The organism is Micromonospora sp. WMMD956, assembly GCF_029626125.1.
In the GTDB taxonomy this organism is placed as follows: Bacteria; Actinomycetota; Actinomycetes; order Mycobacteriales; family Micromonosporaceae; genus Micromonospora; species Micromonospora carbonacea.
Map to the genome: position 1 here is coordinate 5,371,069 of NZ_JARUBI010000005.1, position 20,846 is coordinate 5,391,914.

At 71.1% G+C, this 20,846-nt stretch carries 12 protein-coding genes; 8 read left to right on the forward strand and 4 right to left on the reverse strand.

Annotation, left to right across the window (positions count from 1 at the left end):
• Positions 1 to 127: 127 nt before the first annotated feature.
• The 3 genes from O7628_RS23560 to O7628_RS23570 all read right to left on the reverse strand — a co-directional run bounded on the left by O7628_RS23560 (position 128) and on the right by O7628_RS23570 (position 3,411).
• The gene (locus O7628_RS23560) at positions 128 to 811 is read right to left on the reverse strand and encodes a hypothetical protein (RefSeq protein WP_278136392.1); all 684 of its coding nucleotides are present in this window, start codon (positions 809 to 811) and stop codon (positions 128 to 130) included.
• A 121-nt stretch (positions 812 to 932) separates the two neighbouring features.
• Complete coding sequence (gene yaaA / locus O7628_RS23565; RefSeq protein ID WP_278133721.1) at positions 933 to 1,730, reverse strand: peroxide stress protein YaaA; 798 nt, start codon at positions 1,728 to 1,730, stop codon at positions 933 to 935.
• Positions 1,731 to 1,794: 64 nt separating this feature from the next.
• Positions 1,795 to 3,411: a hypothetical protein gene (locus O7628_RS23570; protein ID WP_278133723.1), complete on the reverse strand. Its 1,617-nt coding sequence runs from the start codon at positions 3,409 to 3,411 to the stop codon at positions 1,795 to 1,797.
• Between the two features lie 139 nt (positions 3,412 to 3,550).
• Here O7628_RS23570 and O7628_RS23575 point away from each other — a divergent pair, with 139 nt between their 5' ends.
• A complete protein-coding gene (locus O7628_RS23575; RefSeq protein WP_074476020.1) occupies positions 3,551 to 4,591 on the forward strand; it encodes a phosphatase domain-containing protein in 1,041 nt (346 codons plus the stop codon).
• A gap of 80 nt (positions 4,592 to 4,671) precedes the next feature.
• Here O7628_RS23575 and O7628_RS23580 read toward each other — a convergent pair whose 3' ends face one another.
• Positions 4,672 to 9,117: a LamG-like jellyroll fold domain-containing protein gene (locus O7628_RS23580; protein WP_278133725.1), complete on the reverse strand. Its 4,446-nt coding sequence runs from the start codon at positions 9,115 to 9,117 to the stop codon at positions 4,672 to 4,674.
• Between the two features lie 462 nt (positions 9,118 to 9,579).
• Between O7628_RS23580 and O7628_RS23585 the strand changes: the two genes are divergently transcribed.
• The 7 genes from O7628_RS23585 to O7628_RS23615 all read left to right on the forward strand — a co-directional run bounded on the left by O7628_RS23585 (position 9,580) and on the right by O7628_RS23615 (position 20,787).
• On the forward strand, positions 9,580 to 15,876 hold the full coding sequence (locus tag O7628_RS23585; protein ID WP_278133726.1) for an RHS repeat-associated core domain-containing protein: 6,297 nt from the start codon (positions 9,580 to 9,582) through the stop codon (positions 15,874 to 15,876).
• A 1,453-nt stretch (positions 15,877 to 17,329) separates the two neighbouring features.
• Positions 17,330 to 18,157, forward strand: coding sequence for an IS5 family transposase (locus O7628_RS23590; RefSeq protein ID WP_278132320.1), 828 nt, complete (start codon positions 17,330 to 17,332; stop codon positions 18,155 to 18,157).
• 5 nt (positions 18,158 to 18,162) lie between these two features.
• On the forward strand, positions 18,163 to 18,627 hold the full coding sequence (locus O7628_RS23595; RefSeq protein WP_278133727.1) for a hypothetical protein: 465 nt from the start codon (positions 18,163 to 18,165) through the stop codon (positions 18,625 to 18,627).
• 76 nt (positions 18,628 to 18,703) lie between these two features.
• A complete protein-coding gene (locus tag O7628_RS23600) occupies positions 18,704 to 19,072 on the forward strand; it encodes a DUF6346 domain-containing protein (RefSeq protein ID WP_278133729.1) in 369 nt (122 codons plus the stop codon).
• A 16-nt stretch (positions 19,073 to 19,088) separates the two neighbouring features.
• The gene (locus tag O7628_RS23605; RefSeq protein WP_278133731.1) at positions 19,089 to 19,310 is read left to right on the forward strand and encodes a hypothetical protein; all 222 of its coding nucleotides are present in this window, start codon (positions 19,089 to 19,091) and stop codon (positions 19,308 to 19,310) included.
• Positions 19,311 to 19,517: 207 nt separating this feature from the next.
• Positions 19,518 to 19,673 (forward strand): hypothetical protein, encoded by a 156-nt coding sequence (locus tag O7628_RS23610; RefSeq protein ID WP_278133733.1) that lies wholly within the window; start codon positions 19,518 to 19,520, stop codon positions 19,671 to 19,673.
• Positions 19,674 to 19,815: 142 nt separating this feature from the next.
• Positions 19,816 to 20,787 (forward strand): DUF6346 domain-containing protein, encoded by a 972-nt coding sequence (locus O7628_RS23615; protein ID WP_278133734.1) that lies wholly within the window; start codon positions 19,816 to 19,818, stop codon positions 20,785 to 20,787.
• Positions 20,788 to 20,846: the final 59 nt, after the last annotated feature.

Here is a 20,846-nt window from a genome sequence, read left to right on the forward strand (position 1 = left end):
TGCACTCTGCGGGGTGCACCACCGCCCGCGCAAGCCCTCGGGCCGGGCCCGTCCGCGCCCGCGCGGGCCGCCTCGGCCCGTCGTGCGCCGCCGGCCGCCGGTGCGCCGTGCGCCGGTGCGCGGGGGATCAGCCGACGGCGGCCACCCCCGGCCCGGTCGCCGGGTCCAGGGTGACGCTGCGCAGGATGCGGTCGCGGTCCGGGCCGTCGGCCACGCTCACCACGAAGCAGCCGGCCCCGGGCCGGAGCAGGGCGGGCACCTCCAGCAGGGCGGCCCCCCGGACCAGCACGGCGGCCAGCTCGCGGTCGGTCAGCCGGATCCCGAGGATGTGCCGGCGCACGTGCCGGCCGCCGGCCAGCAGCGACGCCCGCCACGCCGCGGCGGCCAGCCGGGGCCGCCACGTGCGGCGCGGCGCCGACGCCCCCGACGCGGGCCCGCCGAGCAGCTCCCGGCGACCCTGCCGCCAGCCGGCCTCCACCAGCGTCGCGTACGCCGCCCGGTGCTCGCGGGCCACCTGGAGGCGGTGCAGCTCGTAGCGGCGGCGCAGGCCACCGGTGGCCACCTCGTGCCGCACCGGGATCTCCAGCCGGGCCAGGAGCTGACGCATCCGCAGCGCCGCGTCCTCCCGGTTGAACTCGGCGGCGGGGCCGGCGTGCGGGTGGGCGGGTGCCGGCGGACGCCGCCCGGCCCGGACGGGGGCGGCCGGGGCGGACACGCAGCGCAACAGGCAGGCCACCTCGAACGCGTCGGCGAGGGTCACCCAGTCCAGCGGGGCCGGGACCGCCGGAAGACGAGGCCGGTCGAGCAACATGGGTTCGAGGGGCACCACGGTCTCCTTGTCGGCGTCGGATACCCCATACCGTGACCCGCCGGACGGCCCGGTGGTACCCGTGGCCGCCAGGCTTGAGGAAATCTTGCGACAGTTCGGAGCGTCACAGCTGCGTCACCACGACGTCGACCGCCCGGGGCCGCCCGGCCGCCACCGGCTGCTCCAGCACCGTGTACTTCGCCTCGCGCAGGGCGGCCACCAGCCCGTCGGCGGTGCGCGGGCGGGCCCCGGCGGTGAGCAGGTCGCGCACCAGCCGCCCCTTCGTCGCCTTGTTGAAGTGGCTCACCACCGTGCGGACCGGCCCGGCCGGGGTGTCCCGCTCGTGCAGCACCCGCACGGTCACCGTCCGCCCGGCCAGCTCGCCGCGCGGGGTCCACGTCGCCGCGTACGCGCCGGAGCGCAGGTCCAGCACCGGGCCGCGTCCGGCCGCCGCCTCCAGCGCCGGCCCCAGCTCCCGCCGCCAGTACGCCGACAGCGCGCCCACGCCGGGCAGCCGCGCCCCGATCGGGCACCGGTACGGCGGGACGCGGTCGGTGAGCCGCACCGCGCCCCACAGCCCGGAGCTGATCAGCACCGACCGGCGGGCCGCCCGCTGCGCCGCCGCCGGCAGCGTGGCCAGGTCGAGGGCCTCGTAGAGCACCCCCGTGTAGAGCCGGCCCGCCTCGGCGGTGGCCGCCCGCTCCAGCCGCGCGTTGCGGCGCAGCTCGCCGGCCAGCCCCGGGGTCAGCCCCAGCGCCGCCAGCGCCGCCGCCTCGTCCACGCCCGCGCAGAGCCCCACCAGCGCCGCCAGGACCCGCGCGCGGGCGTCGGTCAGCTCGGGCAGGGACAGCCGGGCCAGGTCCAGCCGCCGGCCCGTCCCGGCGTCGGCCTTGCCCTCCGAGGGCGGCAGCAGGATGAGCATCGCCTCACGACTCCTCGCGCACCCGGCGTCGTGCACGCCGGTCGGGCCAGCGTACGCACCCCGCTCAGCGCCACGGCCGCACGGCCGTCTCCGGGTGGTACACGCGATAGCGGCCGACCTCGGCGAGCAGCGCCGCCCCGCGGCGCGGGCCGAGCAGCTCCCGCAGCCGCCGGTCGGCCGGGCCGTCGGCCACCAGCACGTACCCGGGCCGGTCGGCGAGGGCCACCTGCCGCCAGTACGGCCGGTACCGGTTCTGCCCCGGCATCAGCCGCCCGTCGAGCACCCCGCACCGCACCTCCTCCGCCGTCTGGAAGACCAGCCGGTTGCACGTCCAGTACTCGCCGTACACCGCGCGCAGCCCCGCCCGGCGCACGACGTCGGCGAGCTGGCGGGCCTGCCGCTCCTCGACGCGCAGCGGCCCCAGGCCCGCCACGAACAGGCCGGTGACGGCCAGCGCGGTGGCGGCCAGCCCGGCCAGCGCCGCCGTCGCCGACGCGCCGGCGAGCCGCCCCGCCGCGCCCGTCGTGCCCCGCCAGGCGTGCCGCGCCGCCACCCACAGCGGCCACAGCGCCACCGGCAGCGACAGCTGGAGCACCGACAGGTAGCGGGCGTTGTTCAGCGGATCGGTGGCGGCCAGCGGGCTGCGCACGTACGCCGCGAGGGTCAACCCCGCGCCCGCGACCAGGGCGAGCTGCGCGGCCGGCCCGACCCGGTCGCCGGCCGGCCCGGCGGCGGCCTGCCGGTACGCGACCAGCGCGAGCACCGCGGCGGCGGCCAGCAGCAGGGGATAGCACAGCCCGAACCACTGCTGCCACCGGGCGCAGCCACCGGCCGGGCACAGCCCGGTGGCCAGCGGCACCCCCTCCAGCAGCCCGCCGTGCAGCCGCTCGCCCAGCGGCGGCGACGCGCCGGCCTCCCCGCTGATCCGCCGGACGACCGACAGCGAGTCCTGCCCCGGCGGCGCGCGCAGGCTGTCGACGACAAGCGGGGCCGCCCCGAGGGCGACCCCGGCCGCCAGCGCCGCCCCGCACCGGCCGAACAGCTCCCGGCGCAGCACCCAGGCCAGCAGCAGGACGGCCGCCGTCAGGTACGGCACGATCAGCCAGTCCGACCAGACGGCAAACCCGGCCAGCAGCCCCGCCGCCCCCGCCGCCAGCGGCCGGGACCGCACCCGCCCGTCGGCCAGCCCCACCGCCACCAGCAGGATCGCCAGCACCGCCGGCTTCACCTCGGGCCGCCCGCCGACCGCCTGCAACTGGTCGCGCAGCACCCGCTCCGGGCCGAGCGCGAGCAGGCCGACGACCAGCACGGCGCACCACGGCGCGCAGATCCGGCGGGTCAACCGGTACGCGAGGAACACGAACAGCGCCCACAGCGCCAGCACCGGCAGCCGCAGCACCGGCCAGCTCGGCCCGGCGACGGCGACCAGCGGGGCCGCCAGGTACGCCTCCGCCATGCCCATGTAGCGCTGCCCGTAGAGGAACACGGGGTGCTCCCGGCCGGCGGCGATGTGCAGCGCGGCCAGGCCGAACGTGGCCTCGTCGCTGTTCGACACGGGCACGGTGAGCAGCGTGAGGACCAGCCGGTAGCCGAACCCGGCCAGCCCGAGCAGCAGCGCCGCCAGCGCCGGCCGGTCGAGCGCCGGACGCCACCGCCCACGGTCCCGCACAGCTGTCGACACGACCAACGCCCCCGTCGTCGCCCCGACCGGAGTGTGTCACGCGCCCGGGGCGGGCCGGGCCGGATCGGCGCAGACCGGCGGCGGGCGGCGGCCACCGGCTCGCGTGGCCGACCTCGCCGCCGTGTGGCAGGGTTGCCGTGTGCCACCGACACCCGCCGGCGAACTGGCCGTACCGAACCTGCACCGGGCCGCGCGGTTCGAGGACGCCGTGCACAACCTGGTCGAGCGCCGGCTGCGGCGCACCGGGTGGCAGACCAACATCATCGCGTACGCCGGTTACGGCGCCCCCGGCTGGGCGCGGGTGCTGTGCCGGGTGCTGCTCGGCCGCCCCGACACCCGGTCCCGGCAGCGGCTGGAGAAGGTGCGCGGCTGGCGCAGCTTCGCCACCCTGCCCGCCAAGCACGTGACGGTCACCATCGAGGCCGGCGGGGTGACGCACGAGGCGAAGGCCGACCGCAGCGGCTTCGTCGACACCGTCGTCGAGGCCGACCTGACCCCCGGCTGGGCGTCGGTGCGCCTCGGCGTGGCCGACGCCGAGCCGGTGGAGGCGCTGATCCGCGTCCTCGACCCGACCGTCCGGTTCGGCATCCTCTCCGACATCGACGACACGGTCATGGTGACGGCCCTGCCGCGTCCGCTGCTCGCCGCGTGGAACACCTTCGTCCTCGACGAGCACGCCCGCGCCGCCGTCCCCGGCATGGCGGTGCTCTACGAGCGCCTCGTCACCGCCCACCCCGGCGCGCCCGTGTTCTACCTCTCCACCGGCGCGTGGAACGTCGCGCCGACGCTGACCCGGTTCCTGTCCCGGCACCTCTACCCGGCCGGGCCGCTGCTGCTCACCGACTGGGGGCCGACGGCCGACCGGTGGTTCCGCAGCGGCCGGGAACACAAGCGGGCCACCCTGGCCCGGCTGTCCCGGGAGTTCCCCGACGTGCGCTGGCTGCTCATCGGCGACGACGGCCAGCACGACCCGGAGATCTACCGCGAGTTCGCCGCCGGGCATCCCGACAACGTGGCCGGCGTGGCGATCCGCCGGCTGTCGCCCACCCAGTCGGTGCTCGCCGGCAGCCTGCCCACCCCGTCGGGCAGCTCCTCGTCGGGCCCGGTGGGGCAGAAGTGGCTCTCCGCGCCGGACGGCGCGGGCCTGTGGAAGCTGCTGCGCGACGCGGGCCTGGTCTGACCGTCGCGGGGCTGGTCCGACCGTCTCCACCCGACAGCGGCTGGCCCGGCCCGTGGGCCGGGCCAGCCGGTCGCCCTACGTCACCAGCCGGTGGTGAGCTGGCTGCGGGCGCTCAGCATGCCCGCCGACGCGCCGGGATACAGCCACAGAATCCCCGTCGAGTTCTCCCGGGCGACGACGTCGGGCTTGCCGTCGCGGTTGAAGTCGGTCAGGCCGAACGAGGTGTAGCCGGCCCAACCCACGCCGACCTGGGTGATGCTGGCCGCCGGGAAGTCGTACAACCGCAGGAGGCCGGTGCTCGCCACCCGGGCGTAGACGTCCGGCGTGGCATCGCCGACGACGTTGGCGATGCCGTACGGGGCGTAGTCGGTCGACCAGCCGTCGCCGACGTCCACCCGGGCGCTCGTGCCGCCGGCCAGGTCGCCCGGATACACCCACAGGTCGTTGGTGGACCCCGCCGTGATCACGTCCTGGAACCCGTCGCGGTTCCAGTCGGCCACCCCGTACGGGCGGTAGTTGCACCACTGGTTGCCGAGGAACGTCGGCGTGGCGCTCAGGTCGTCGGCCGTGCCGAGGAAGACCTGGAGCTCGCAGGAGCTGTTGTCGCGGACCACGATGTCCTGGTTGCCGTCGTGGTCCCAGTCGGCGATGCCGAAGACGGTGAACTGGTTCCACCCGGTCGACATCAGCCGAGGGGCGCCCAACTGCGCGTTCTGCTTGCGGTGCCGCCACAGGTTGCCGTCGGTGTCGGCCGTGTAGATGTCCGTCTCGGTGGTCCCGGTGCCGGGCGGCGTCCAGGTGGTCGCGCCGAACGGGGTGCGTGCCCCGGTCGCCGGCACGGTGTTGGTGGCCCCCACCTGGGTCGGGGTGAGCGCCCGCTTCCACACCTGGAGGTTGCTGATCATCCCGGCGTAGTAGGCGGTGGGCTGACCCTGGTAGAGGTAGCGGCCGACGACGAACTTGCCGCCGCTGGGCCACGTCGGCGTCGCGGTGAACTGGGCGCTGCCCTTGAGCACCCCGTTGACGTACAGCGAGATCGTCCGGGTCTTGGCGTTGAAGGTCGCCACCAGGTGCGTCCAGACGCCGAGCGCCGTCCCGGCCGGGGTCACCACCTGGGTGTACGACCAGCCGCTGTCGGCGTTGCCCATGCCGAAGCGCCACGTGTTGTCGCTCGTGTTGTTCCACAGCAGGAAGCGCGACGCGTTGGCGCCGTCCTCGCTGGCGATGACCCCGCCCGCCGCGGTCGGCTTGGCCCAGACCGAGATGCTGAACGACTTCGTGGTGTCGATCAGCGGGCTGTTGACCGTGAGCGCCCCGTCGCCCGTGGGGTTCACGGCGGTGCCGGTCGCGTCGGTGTTCATGATGAGGGCCGGGCTGAACAGGTCGTCGCTGCGCCAGTAGGCGTCGCCGCCGGAGGCGGTCAGCGTGCTGCCGCCGGTGACGTCCGTCGCGGTCGTGACCGCCCCGTCGCCGGTGTCGTCGAACTTCCAGGTGTGGTCCGAGGTGATCAGGGTCTGCTTCGGCTGCGCCGTGACGGTGGCGCTGCCGGCCTGGAGGCCGGTCACCAGCCAGGCGGTCGTGGTGGCGTCGGCGCCCACGGTCCACAGGTCCACGGTGCCGTCGCCGTTGATGTCACCCGCGCGCAGGCTCAGGTTGCCGCCGGTGTTCCAGCCGGACGCCGCGAGGGTACGGGCGGTGTAGGTGAGCTGCCCGATGTCCTGGCTGAACGCGAGGCCGGTCCACAGGTGCAGCGCGCCGGTGGTCCGGTTCCACAGGAACATGGCGGTGCCGTCCGACGCCTCGGCGGTGGCGATGCGCCAGTTGTTCCAGTCCGTGCCACCCGTCGGGGTCGACGCGGTGGTGTGCTGGGTGCCGAGGTAGCCGCCGGGGATGCCGAAGTTGGGATAGTAGGTGAGGAAGTAGCCGTTGGCGGCGTCCCCGCTGGTGCCGATCAGGTCGGGGTAGCCGGTGCCGGCCTGCCGGCTGTCGCCGGCGTTGGCGAGCTGGATCGGCGGTGTGCCGTTCGGGTCGTTGAGCAGCGAACCCTCGATGGCGAACTGGTTCTCGACCCGCTCCGGGCGCAGCACCGAGCCGTCGCCGTTGCCGGCGATGAGCTCCGCGCGGACGGGGTCGGCGGCCGGGTAGTAGACCAGGACGTCCTGGAAGCTGCCGCCGAGGAAGCGACCGCTGACGACCTGGGTGTTGTCGAAGTCGGACGGCGAGTTCGTCCCGGAGACGCCGTTGCCGCGGGCGCCGATGTTGCTGATGTTCGGGTTGACGCCGGCCGCGCCGTTGTTCTCCGCCAGCCAGATCCCCGCCGCGAGGTTGTTGGTGGAGCCCACGTTCAGCAGGTCGGCCCGGCCGTCACCGGTGAGGTCGCCGTCGGCGGCCGGAGTGGCCGGGGGGACGGCGTTGAAGGTCAGGGTGTCCGTCTCGCCGAAGTTCTGGCCCGCCGCCGTGACGCTGGTGACGGAGAGCGTGTTCGTCAGCCGGGTGGGCCGGACGGGGATCGTCGCGTTGCCGCTGGCGTCGGCGGTGACGGTCACCGGCGGCGCGGCGTTCAGCTGGTAGTTGTAGGCGGTGGGCAGCGTGCCGCTCTCCGGCGGCGCGACGGTGAAGCTGGCCTGGACGCCGACGGTGGTCTGGGCGGGCGGCGTGATCCGCGGCGGTCCGGCGCGGGTCGCGTCGAAGGTGAACCGGCAGGTGGCCGACCAGTTGCTCGGGGTGCGGAAGTCGGTGGCCTGGACCTGCCAGGCGAAGGTGGTCGGCGCGCCGTTGCTGCTCCCGGTGACGCCGGCGGCGGCGGCGAGGGTCGCGCGGGGCACGACGTACACGGCGGTGCTGCCGGACGAGTACGTCAGCAGGTTCGGGTTGGTGTTGACCAGCAGCGTCCCGGGGGCGCTGGCCTTCCACAGCTTGAAGGTCACGCCGAGGGTGCCGCGGTTGGTGTCGGAGACCGGGGCGTAGAGCGAGACCGAGGTGTCGCCGACGACGGTGGGGCTGGCGGCCGCGCAGGACGTGGTGGGCGAGGTGGTCATCCCCGTCGGGGTGTTGGGCTTGTGGTTGTAGCGGATGGTGAGGGTGGGGCTGGTTTCGAGGAACTCCTTCCAGCTCTGGGTGTCGCTGGCCTCGTTGGCGGCGACCATCCACAGGGTGCGGGTGGGCTTCTTGGCGGTGACGTCGGCTTCGATCTGGTTGGTGACGTCGAAGGAGGCGGCGTCGGCGTCGCAGCCGCTGTAGCCGTAGGCGAAGCTCTTGGCGGCCACGACGCTGCCCTTGGTGACGACCTCCCAGTGGTTCCAGGTGGCGTTGGACGAGCTCAGGGTGGTTGCGGGGGCGTAGATGTTGACCGTCTTGGCGGTGCAGTTCCAGGACCGGGTGTTGGTGATCTTGAAGATGGCGTCGTAGATCTCGGCCCCGGTCAGGGTGCTGTACGGCACCGGGAAGTTGACCAGGGTCTGGGAGCGTTGGACGCCGGAGTTGCCGACCTGCATCCGCCCGACCGGGTCGGGGGTGTCCTTCCAGAAGTTGGTGGACTGGTGCTGGTAGGAGATGGTGGCCCAGCCGGACATCTTGGGCCCGACGGGGGTCCAGTTGAACGTGGGGTCGACGTAGACGGGGTAGACGGTCTTCGGGTCGTCGAACAGCTTCCGGTCGGGGGACAGGCGCAGCGTGCCGGGGGCCATCCGCACGCCGATGGGGGCGCTCCTCGCGGTCCGGCCCGGCGCGGCGGCACTCGATGCGGCGGTGGGCCGCTCGTTGCGGCCGGTGGCGGAATCCCACATGGTCGGGGCGGGTGCGGTGAGGACGGCCTGTCCGGCGCGGTCGCGGCCGGTGATGTTGCCGGTGGTGTCGGCGGTGAGGGTGACGCCACTGGTCGACGTGGTCAGGTCGAGGGTGGCCAGCTTCGGGTGTCGGGCGGCCTGGCGGTTCTTGACGACGAAGACGTGGGAGAAGCCGCCCTCGCCGGTGACGCGGACGGTGAGGTCGACGCCGGGCAGCACCTCGGGGTAGGTGGCGGTGGGCCCGGACAACGTGGGCGCGGGCAGCGCCATCGGCGCGGTGAGCGACAGCGCGCGGTCGCCGCTCGTCAGTTGGGCGAGGGGGCCGGTGCCGCCGGGGGAGAGCCGGACCTGGTTGGTGGTGACGGTCGGGGTGATGCTCCCGTCGGCGTGGCGGACCAGGGTCGGGTCGAGGCTGCGCCACTTCCCGTCGACGCGGGTGCGGGTGGGCACGGCGGTCTGGGTCAGCTCGACGGTGCCGTCGGGTCGGGCGGTCATGGTGGAGGTGGAGGTGCCGGCGGCGGTGGCCTCGACGGGTCGGCCGGTGCGGCGGGCCTCGGTCATGGCGCGGTCCACGCCGAGCGGGCCGGTGGCCGGCTTCGCGGCGGGTGCCGACGACGCCGCCTCGGCGGCAGGCGCGGGCGTCAGGCCGGTCGCGGCGCCCGCCGCGGCGAGGCTCAGCGCGACGACCGAGCCGAGGGCCCTCGACCTGATTGTCCTGACAGGAGGGCTGTTCCTGGACATGGAGTGGTATCTCCCCCGTGTTCGTGTCCGGCGGACGCGGTTTCGCGTCCGGTGGGCGGCCACAGTGAATCAGCCCGCGCGGCGACAGGGGTGCCGTAGGCCGCGTCGCCTTGTCCCTTTCGGACTCAGTGCGGCCCATATGGCCGTCGTGACCTTCGCCATCGTTATCGATGCGTGACCTTTTGCGTCCCGGGACGTGAAACATTGACGGCGCGTCACGGGGGTGCGCATCCCACCACCCTGCGTGTCGTTCCGGTTGTCTCACGAAACGGGGTGGGCATGTTCGGGCACGGGGGAACACGTCTGTCGGCACGTCCGAGACGGTTGGTCGCGGCGATCGCGTCGGCGGCTCTGGTAGCGGGATTGTGGTCGGGCGCGCCGGCATCGGCGAAGCCCAGGGGCGCGGAGCCGGCAAGGCCTCCCGTGCCGTCACCGGGTCCGTCGGTAAAGGGCGTCAAGCCGTTGCCGACACGGTTCGTGACGCCGCGCGACGACGCGAAGTCGATCCACCGGCCGTCGAGGACGGTGTGGCCCAGCGCCGCGTCGGCGCAGGTCGAGCTGGGTGCGCCGCAGGCACTGTCGGCGGGGTCGCCGAAGGCGCGGGCGGCGGGCACCCCGGTGTGGGCGCAGCCGGTGTTGGTCAAAAGCGGACAACCCGCCGGGCCGAAGCGGCTCGCGGTGACGGTGGCCGACCGCAAGGCCGCCGAAGCCGCCGGCGTCGACGGCGTGCTGCTGTCGGTGACGCCGGACCGGGCGTCGGGCGCGGCGCGGATCGGCGTGGACTACGCGGGCTTCGCCGAGGCGTACGGCGGCAACTACGGGTCGCGGCTGCGGCTGGTCCGACTGCCCGAGTGCGCACTGACCACGCCGAAGGCGGCGGAATGCCGCACGGCGCAGCCGCTGGCGTCCACCAACGACCCGGCGGCGCGGACCGTCTCGGCCGAGGTGCCGATGACCGCGTCGGCGTCCGGCGCGCGCGTGGTGCTGGCGGCGGTGGCCTCGGCCGGCGAGGAGGGCGGTAACGGCGGCACCTACGCGGCCACCGACCTCAAGCCGTCCGGCTCGTGGACCGGCGGCGGGAGCACCGGCTCGTTCACGTACTCGTATCCGGTGACGGTGCCGCCGGCGGCGTCGGACCTGGTGCCCACGGTGGCGCTGTCCTACGACTCGGGCAGCGTCGACGGGCAGACCGCCTCGACCAACGCCCAGTCGTCGTGGGTGGGCGACGGGTGGTCGACGCCCCGGTCGTACGTGGAGCAGACCTTCGCCTCCTGCATGGACGACCCGGGCGGCAGCGCCTCGCCGGTCAAGACCTACGACCGGTGCTACGACGGGCCGATCCTGACCCTGTCGCTCAACGGGTCGTCGACGTCGCTGGTGTGGGACGCGGGCAGCAGCAAGTGGAAGCCGGAGTCGGACAACGGCGAGGTGGTCACCCACGTGGTCGACTCGAACAATGGCACCGAAACCTACAACACCGACTACTGGCGGGTGACGCTGCGCGACGGCACGATGTACGAGTTCGGCCGTAACCGCCTGCCGGGCTGGACGTCGGGCAAGGCCGAGACGAAGTCGGTCGACCACACCCCCGTCTACTCGCCGCACTCGGGCGACCCGTGCTACAACTCGGCCGGGTTCTCCTCGTCGGTATGCACGATGGCCTACCGGTGGAACCTCGACTACGTCAAGGACGTCCACGGCAACGCGATGGCCTACTACTACCAGCAGGCCACCAACTTCTACGGCCGCAACAAGGGCGCCACCGACGTGTCGTACGTGCGGGACAGCAACCTGGCGCGCATCGACTACGGCTTCACCGACGGCAACGCCTACGGCACCGTGCCGAACCGGGTGGTGTTCACCACCGGCGACCGCTGCCTGTCGGGCACCTGCCAGCCGCTGAACTCGGCGAACAAGGCGAACTGGCCGGACGTGCCGTTCGACCTGATCTGCAACTCCGGCACCGACTGCGACGACTGGAGCCCGTCGTTCTTCTCGACGGTCCGGCTGACGTCGATCGAGGCGCAGCAGTACGACACGGCCACGTCGGCGTACGAGCCGGTCGACTCGTACGACCTGTCGCACACCATGCCGGCCACCGGCGACGGCACGTCGCCGACGCTGTGGCTGACGTCGGTCGCCCGCACCGGCCACGACACGGGCGCGGGCGGCTCGACGGCGGCGATCACCCTGCCGTCGGTGTCGTTCACCGGGGTCAAGCTGGCCAACCGGGTCGACACCACCGGCGGGCTGCCGAACTTCTACCGGCAGCGCATCGCCACGATCACCACCGAGACCGGCTCGGTGATCTCCCCGAGCTACGAGCTGCCGGTGCCGTGCACCGCCCCGGTGACGACCGCCCCGGCCACCAACACCAAGTCGTGCTACCCGGTCTACTGGACCCCCGACGGGTTCGTGAACCCGAAGCTGGACTGGTTCCACAAGTACGCGGTCACCCGGGTCACGTCCACCGACCCGACCGGCGGGGCACCGGCGCTGTCGACCAGCTACAGCTACCTCGGCGGGGCGGCCTGGCGCTACGACGAGAACGAGGTCGTCAAGGCCAAGTACCGCACCTACGGGCAGTTCCGTGGCTACGCCAAGGTGCGCACCTTCAGCGGCGACGGCGTCAACGACCGCCGCACCCAGTCCGAGGTCGCCTACCACCGCGGCATGAGCAAGAACAACTCCACCACCGTGGTCAACCTGACCGACTCGGCCGGCGGCGTGCACGAGGACGTCGACGAACTCGCCGGCAGGGAGCTGGAGACGACCCAGTATCTCGGTGAGGGCGGCCGGGTCGACTCCTCCACCATCACCTCCTACTGGGTGTCCGGGGCCACCGCCACCCGCTCGCGCACCGGCCTGTCGGCCCTGACCGCGCAGTGGGTCGCGCCGATCAAGACGTACGCGCGGCAGGCGGTGACCAGCGGCGCGTCGCTGACCTGGCGCTACACGGCCAGCGACAACAGCTACGACGCGAACACCGCCAGCGCCACCTTCGGCGAGCTGAAGCACAGCTACACCTACACGGTGCCGGTCAACACCGCGTACGACCAGTGCACCAGCTACACGTACGCCCCGGTCAACGCCGGCGCGAACCTGGCCGGGCTGGTCAGCCAGACCGAGACGGTGTCGGTGGCGTGCGGCGGGTTCACCCAGGGCAGCCCCGTCTCCGAACCGGGCAGCGTCAACACGCTGACCGCCCCGGCGACGGTGAGCCGGCCGGCGCAGGTGGTCAAGGTCGAGCGGAACTTCTACGACGACCCGACGTTCGCCACCACGTTCCCGCAGGCCGCCGCCCCGACCAAGGGCGACGTCACCCTCACCCAGGTCGCCAGGGACCACACCGCCGGCGCCTACGTCTGGCAGACCAGCGGGAAGACCACCTACGACACGTACGGCCGCGTCGTCGACGAGTACGACGCCAAGAACAACAAGACCAGCACCGGCTACACCATGAACGCCGCGAACCTGGTCACCGGGACGTCGACGACCAACGCGCTGCTCCAGACGTCGTCGGCCACGATCAACCCGAAGCGCGGCGGCATGCTCACCAGCACCGACGCCAACAACGTGGTGACCCGGCAGCACTACGACGCCCTGGGCCGCGCCTCCGCCGTCTGGTTGTACAACCGGGCGACCAGCAGCAACGCCAACCAGAAGTTCACCTACACGGTGTCCAAGACCGGCGTCACGGCGGTGACCAGTCAGAAGCTCAACAACTCCAACGGCTACCAGACCTCGGTGACGCTCTACGACGCCCTGCTGCGGAGCCGGCAGACGCAGACGGTCACCCCGCAGGGCGGCCGGATGATCACCGACACGTTCTACGACACCCGGGGCTGGACCAGGGCGTCGTACAACGGGTGGTGGGACGACGCGACCACGCCCACGGTCACCACGCCGGTGTCGGCGGCGACCCTCGGCAAGCAGGTGCCCAACCAGACCTTCACCACCTACGACGGCCTCGGCCGCGCCATCGTCACCACGGCGGCGAAGAACGGCGTCACCGTCTCCACCACCACGACGGTCCACGCCGGGGACCGCACCACGGTCGTGCCGCCCGCGGGTGGCGTGGTCACGACCACCGTCACCGACCCGCTGGGCCGGAAGAAGGAGCTGCACGAATACCAGGCCCGCCCGACGGTGACCACCCCGGCGGACACCTTCACCGGCGACTTCACCGTCACCGGCGGCACCGCCACGACCAGCACGTACGGCTACGACAGCCGCGGCAACCAGGCGACGCTCACCGACGCCGACAACAACGTGTGGACCTCGACCTACAACCTGCTCGGCCAGGTCGTGACGAAGTCCGACCCCGACGCCGGCACCAGCAGCATGGTCTACGACGCCAACGGCAACGTCGTCCAGTCCACCGACGGCCGTGCCAAGACCCTGTCGTTCACCTTCGACGCCCTCGACCGTAAGACCGGCGAGTACGCTGCCACCGTGGCCAGCCAGTCGTCGGCGAATCAGCGCGCCGCCTGGGTGTACGACAACAGCAACGCCGTCGCCGGGGTCACCAACGCCGTCGGCAAGCTCACCACCACCATCGCCTACCGCGACGGCCAGCCCGTCACGACCCAGCAGAAGGCATTCAACGTCTTCGGCGCCAGCCTCGGGCAGACCGTCACCATCCCCGCCACCGAGGGCACCCTCGCCGGTTCGTACGTCTTCGGGCACTCGTACACGTCGGTGCTGGGCCTGCCGCTGACCGACACGTACCCGGCCAAGGGCAGCCTGCCCGCCGAGACCGTGCTGCACGGCTACTCCGGCGTGCTGGACCTGCCCACCACCCTCGCGGGCCTCGCCGCCTACACCACCGGCGTCACCTACGACGCCTGGGGCCGGGTCAACCAGCAGAGTATCGGCACCGCCACCAGCGCCGCCTACGTCACCAACACCTACGACACCCACACCAGCCGGCTGACCAACCAGCTCGTCACCCGCTCCACGGCCACCCCGGCGGCGGTGGACGAGCAGGAGTACAAGTACGACCTGGTCGGCAACATCACCCGCAAGACCAGCAAGCGCCTCGGGGTCACCACCCCGGCGGAGACCCAGTGCTACGGCTACGACGGCCTCGCCCGCCTCACCGACGCGTGGACCGCCACCGACGCCTGCGCCACCACGCCGACCAACGCCGACAAGACCATGGTCGGCAACACCATCGGTGCCGGCAGCGCCTACTGGACCACCTGGACCATCGATCCGATCGGCAACCGCACCCAGCAGGTCGAGCACAACCTGACCGGTGGCACCGACACGACCACCACCTACACCTACGACGGCAACGGGCAGAACAAGCCCCACACCCTGACCTCCACCGCCACCAGCGGAGGGGCGACCGGGAGCACCTCCTACACGTACGACGCCGCCGGCAACACCATCGGCCGTAACGCCGCCCAGGGCAACCAGACCCTCGCCTGGGACGACGCCGGCAAGCTGACCAGCGTGACCGGCGGCACCAGCGGCAACAACACCTTCACCTACGACGCCGACGGCAACCTGTTGCTCCAGAAGGAACCCGGCAAGACCACCCTCTACCTGCCGGGGCAGCAGCTCACCCTTAACACGGCCACCAACGCCATCGACGGAAACCGCTATCTCGACCTGCCGGGCGGCGGCAGTTGCATCCGCTCCGGCAACGGCACGGCCTACACCTTTGCCATCGCCGATCACCAGGGCACCCCCACCCTCTACCTCGACAACACCGCGCAGAACCCCACCTGGCGGCAGTACACGCCGTACGGGGCGGCCCGGGGCGCGGCGGTCACCGTTCCCGACAACCGCGGCTTCCTCAACAAGCCGATCAGCCCGACCGGGCTCACCATCGTCGGCGCCCGCGCCTACGACCCCGTCATCGGTAGGTTCATCTCCGTTGACCCGATCATCGATGTGGCCGACGCGCAACAGTGGAACCCCTACGCATACGGACACAACAGTCCCGTTCGCTACAGCGACCCGACTGGGATGAAAGACTGTGCCGACGACGCCTGCACCACGTATTCCACGCCAGCGCCCGGCGGCGGTGTCACGATCCATGAGCCGGGCGGAAAGAAGACCACTTACCCCAAGGGGGGCGGGGGGAAAGGTGGCGGTAGGCCGAAGCCGCAGCCCGAGAAGTGCATGCCCGCTACCCCTGAATATTGTCATGTCGGAGGCACTCGTCACGAAACCCCGGATTACATCGTGAAGAAGTGGTTCCAGAACATGGTCAATGGGTTCAAGTCGCCTAATCTCGACTGTGGCATCGTGGGCTCAACGCAGCAGTGTGCTGCCTATGAGTACTTCCGCTGGGGAGATCGGATGACCAGGGAGCTCTGGATGACCTCCGAATTCGCCAACATCTATCTTGAAATTGACCGGCGTGCTGCCGCTGGTGAGCTGGGCGGTCGTCAGGATTTCCACTATTCCGACATGCCAAAGAGTGAGAACTACAAGCATCTGTTCGGGGATATGCTGAGTAACGCGACCAAGGGCTCCTTGGGTAGTAGTCGGTTTATGGCGATCACGGGTTCCTACGATGTCGATTGGAAAGTCGTGGGGCACGAGAATGACAATCCTGTCGTTGAGTATCATGTGCAGAACGCCACGACCCTCTACTCCGGTACTCGCATTCCTGGCGTGACGCCACCGCGGGGTGACGGGAACGCGGGGAGTGGGGCGGATGCCTATCCGCTCGAAAACTACATGATTCAAAGTTACCGCTTCAGAATTACTACATGCGTCAACTCGGCATGCCCCCAGTGACCGCAGGAGCGAGGAGTTGGCTTGCTGCTGCTGGCGCTGCCTGCGTTCTCGGCCTTGGGGTGGTGTTCGCGATCCATGCAGTGACGAGATGGTTCGAGGATTCCCGCCCCGCGCTATCCAATAACGATGTGGTCGGTGTGTGGCGAGGGTCCGGCGAGTTGGTCTTCAATGTTGACGGGACGTTTGCGGCGACGCGGATACCCGTGTCCCTATTGGGGTCGATGCCATTAGGGCCGTCCTTCGTTTCGGGTGCTGGCAAGTGGTCCGTTCGATCGGCGGTAAATGATCCGAGTGGGAGGATGACTGAGGTTGGCCTTGTCTTTGAGATGCTTGACGGGTATCCGGCCCCCTATTCGGTGAACCTGCGCTCAGACTATGTCGACGAGAAAGTAGTGCTCTTCTGGTTCGTTGGCGACCCTGACCTTGGTCGTCGGGTTGTTCTTGAAAGGGTCTGATCCGCATTCCTGCCTGCTAACCAGGAACGCCGCTGCGATCGTCAGTTTGTGCTGTTCTCGGTGCTAGCAGGCTTGAGGTCAAGGCGATATTCGGGGCCCGCTTGGGTGGTCCGGGAAGGCGGTGCGAGGTGTCTCTGGTGCCTCGCGCCGTGTCACCCGGGCATTGGTGGATCTGGTTTCTTGCGGACCTTTGGAAGGGCATCTGGACGACCCGGAGTGCGTCGAAGTGGCACGGATGTGACAGCGTTGTCAGCGACTGCTGCCAAGGAGATGGACTCGCGTGGGAAGGTACGCGGTGCCGGGACTGGCGCTGACGAGAAGCTGCTCTATACCCAGCGGGCCTACCTCCCGTTCCGGGCACCCCGGCTGCCCGCAGCCGGGGTGCCTTTCGTCCTCATCGACGTCCGGCTGCTCTTCGCCCCTCGGCGGATCCTGGGCATTCCTGGGCTCGGGGAGCCTGCGTTGCACCGCAGGGCGGTTGCGCTGCGGGAAATCGGCGATGTGGAGCCGGTTGGCGAGAGAACAATCGAGGTCAGGACGACGTCCGGAGGCCGCTTGACTGTGCGGATCCTGTCCCCCTACGGGCCTGGCTTCGTCTGGTCGGCTCGGCAGCAGGTCGTGCCTGCTCGGGACGAGGCAATAAGACGGACCAGGGAGGCCCGTGCACGGGCCGGGGACGTAACGAACTGACCACTACACGATGGTGCGGGCCACCCCAGGGTGGCCCGCACCATCGTCCCTGCGGTTTCGAGGGCCCGGCGTACTTAGCCGAGCATCAGAGAAACATCCGAGGTTTGAGATGCAACTAATTCGAGTTTGCGGCGGAGGTTGGCTTCCGCGCGATCGAGGGCTGATGCACCGTCGCGGCGGGCGAAGCAGGTGATGACCACGGCAAGATCAGTGCCTCAGAGAGCGTTTGGGATGTGTGCTCGTCGGGTGTGTCGCACAGTGGGTGCGATCGATGGGCCGGGCTCGGTCGGTAGACGGGTGTGGATCGTGTGCGGCGGTACCCGTCTGACCTGACCGATGGCGAGTGGGAGATCGTTGAGCCGATGCTGCCGTCGCCGCAGTGGATGGGTAGACCGGAGAAGCATCCTCGTCGGGCGATCGTCGACGGCATCCTGTACGTGGTGCGTACCGGCTGCGCGTGGCGGTACCTGCCGAGCGACTTCCCGCCCTGGCAGACGGTGTACTCCCACTTCCAGCGGTGGAACCGCCGGGGTGTGACCGAGCGGATCCTCACCGAGCTGCGGGAGCAGGTCCGCCTGGCCCACGACCGGCAGCCGCAGCCCACCGCCGGGATCATCGACTCCCAGAGCGTGCGGGCCGCGGACACCGTGCACTCCGACACCCGCGGCTACGACAGCGGGAAGAAGGTCAACGGTCGTAAACGGTTCATCGTGACCGACACCCTGGGCCTGCTGGTCACCGTCTGGGTCCTGGCCGCATCCTGGCAGGACCGCGACGGCGCGAAGGGCGCCCTGCTCGCCACCTATGCGGCGACGCCGATCCGGCATGTGTTCGCCGACTCCGGGTTCGCCGGGCGTCTGGTCGACTGGGCCCGCGACATCCTGCGCACCACCCTGGAGATCGTCCGCAAACCCGCCGACCAGCAAGGATTCGTCGTGCACCGCCGCCGCTGGGTGGTGGAGAGGACCCTGGCCTGGCTCACCGCCCACCGCCGCCTGGCCCGCGACTACGAAACACGCCCCGCGACCTCGGAGGCCATGATCCGCTGGGCCGCGATCGCCGGCATGCTCGCCCGTCTCACCCGAGGCGGACCCGCCACCCGCCAACAACGCCGCACCTTCAACACACCCGACTGACAGACATGCGAAACGCTCTCTCACTCATGTCGGTGGCTTGTTTGGCCGTGGGTGCCCTTGCCAGTGCCTGCAGCCAGGCGTCGCCGCCGATCCTGGTGGAGGAAGTGACCGGAGAATGGTGCTCGGGCGGTGGCGATCGTCTGACCGTCGAGGCTGGCGGGAGATTCGATCTCGTCAGGTTGTCGCGTGACTTCTTCGCGGTCCTGCACGAGGATGACGAGTTCGTCGAGGGCTACCTCCTTGACCGGGACTACGGGGGCGTGCAACCCGAAGAAGGTCATGGCAGTTGGACCTTCGGCGAGACTGCGACGTCGCCCCGGCTCCGCCTGGAGTTCGACAAGCTCGGATCATCCGTGCGTCCGCCGTCCGGTGAGCTGATCGTTCGTCGGACGGATGAAGGGGAGGTCGGGCTCTTCGGGTACGAGAGCGACCCCGACGAGGGCTATACCGTGAGGTTCCTCGAGTGCTGACATCCGGACTGTCGACATGCGGCGCGTTCGTTCGACGAGATCGGCGTGGCCGGCGGGCGTCCGGGGTGCTGTGCGCTTGATCCGGGCGGTGTTCGACACGAGCTTCTGGAGCGCCGACATCCGTGAGTGCGAGCTGCGGATGTCGGCGGGTCTGGGTCCTGTCGGGTATCGCGTGCGGAACGTGGTCGTTTCGATCCTGCTGATGATGGCGGCGGCGGGAACGCTCCTGCTGCTGTCCGCCCTGGTCAGTCTCTATCCGGGCACCGGGACGGTGGTTCGCGGGCCGGGCGACCGGGCCGTGCAGGCCACGGGCGGGGCGTGCGCGCGGGTCGGCCCGGTCAGCGGGTACGGCTTCGGGTACTCGTGGGACTGCAATGCCATCCTGCGGGACGGTGACGGAGAAAACGCGCATGGTCCGGGTGGGTCCCTCCGTCCTGACCCCTGACGCCCTGGGCCGGACTGTGGCGATCAGGGAAAGCTGCCGCGACGGCGACTGCGGGTACGGCAGGTCCGCCAACCAGTGGCTGGAGGGCCTGCTGCTGGCCGTCGGCAAGCCGGGCTGGTTTCTGGTGATCATCCTTGGCGGGAGCGCCGTCGTCGTCAGGGCTGTCCTTGGTGCGCCCAGTTACCTTCGGCTGCACGGCTGCCTGTTCCCCCGCAAAGCAGACGGGTCCGCCGGGTAGAGCGACGGGTGCCTTGTGCCGTGCTCAACCTGACGAGTCGATCGATGTGGGGCCGGCACCGGAGCCCGCCCACGTACACGGAGGTGTCATCGTGGGTCGAGCGGTTGTGGCAGTCTCCTTCGGGCTGCTCCTGATCGTGACGGGTCTGGCTCTCGCGGCCGACTACCGGGGCATCGCGGCCCGGCACATCGAGCTTGCCAACACCTCGTGCGCCCGATCGGTCTCGGCGGCAGGACGAGTCGAGCCGACGAGCAATCTCGGGATCGCTTCATCCTGTTCGACCGGGCGTTCGGGATGTTGATGGTGCTGCTGGGTGTGGTGGCCCTGACTGGCGGCGCGTACCTGCTCGCGTCGCAGGTATGAGCGTGCCCAGTCGGGGGAGGCCGTCCTCGGCTATCACCTGGCTCCTGGCGGTTTTCGTCGACGAGGGTGAGAGCGCGCGGGCAGTCGCGGGGAAGGCGGCGGGTCGACCGTCCGATGGCGGCGGCCGGACAGGGGGACCACGGTGAGCCGGACCTCTCCCGAGGAGACCGCGGCGAGGCAGCGCGAGCAGATCGCCGCGTACGAGCGACGCGGGCCGTTCTGGGGTCGCCTCACGCAGTTCGGGGTGGCGGTCGGCTGCGCCGTGGCCATCGTCGTCTCGTGGCTGGTGTTCGACACGGTGGCGGGCTTCTATCCGGGCACGGGGGTGGTGAAGCCCACCTCGAAGGAGCGTCCGGCGCAGGCCACGGTGGGGGAGTGCCGGCGGGTCGGGCCGGTCAGCGGGGACGGCTTCGGCTACTGGTGGCGTTGCGCGGTGACCGTCCGGACCGGCGACGGGCGCGAGGCGCGGATCGTCACCGGCAACTCAGTCGTCACCCCGGCCGACCGGGGTCGGCCGGTCGACTTCCGGGAGGCGTGCTTTGGCAGGGGCAACACCGACTGCCGGTACGGCCGGCCGGTGTCCCGGGTGTGGGCGCTGGCCGTGACGAGCCTGGGCATGGTGCGGATTGGGCTGACCATCTTGCTGATCTTCGGCGTCTGGTACTCCCTGCTCCGATCGGTCCTCGGCGTTCCGCGCTACTACGTCCGGCTGCACCGCCGCGAGGCGCGGCGAAACCCGAACCGGCCGCTGCCGGTCCGCCCGACGAGCCACCCCTACCCTGGGCCGATGAGCCCATCCCTGCGGATCACCTTCTCCTATCCCGACGGTCCCTTCGCGGAGGTGTACCGGTCGACCGGGCCGCGGCTGCTGCTCGACGGTGTCGAGGTGCCCGTGCCCGGCTGGGGCAGCCACGAGTTTGCGGTGCCCGCCGGCCCGAGCAGCGTGCGGGTCGTCGTGCCCTTCGGCGGCACCGACGACTTCGCCGTGGCCGAACACGAGGTCACGGTCGGCGTGGGCGAGACCATCGACCTGGAGTACGTGGCCCCGACGGTGCTCGGCCTCTCGGGCAGGATCCGCGTGACGGGTCGCACCGGAATCGCCGCCAGGCGCTGAACATGAGACTGGACGTCACGTTCGCGCCCCGGGCGGACGCGGCCAGATCCCCGCCGGGC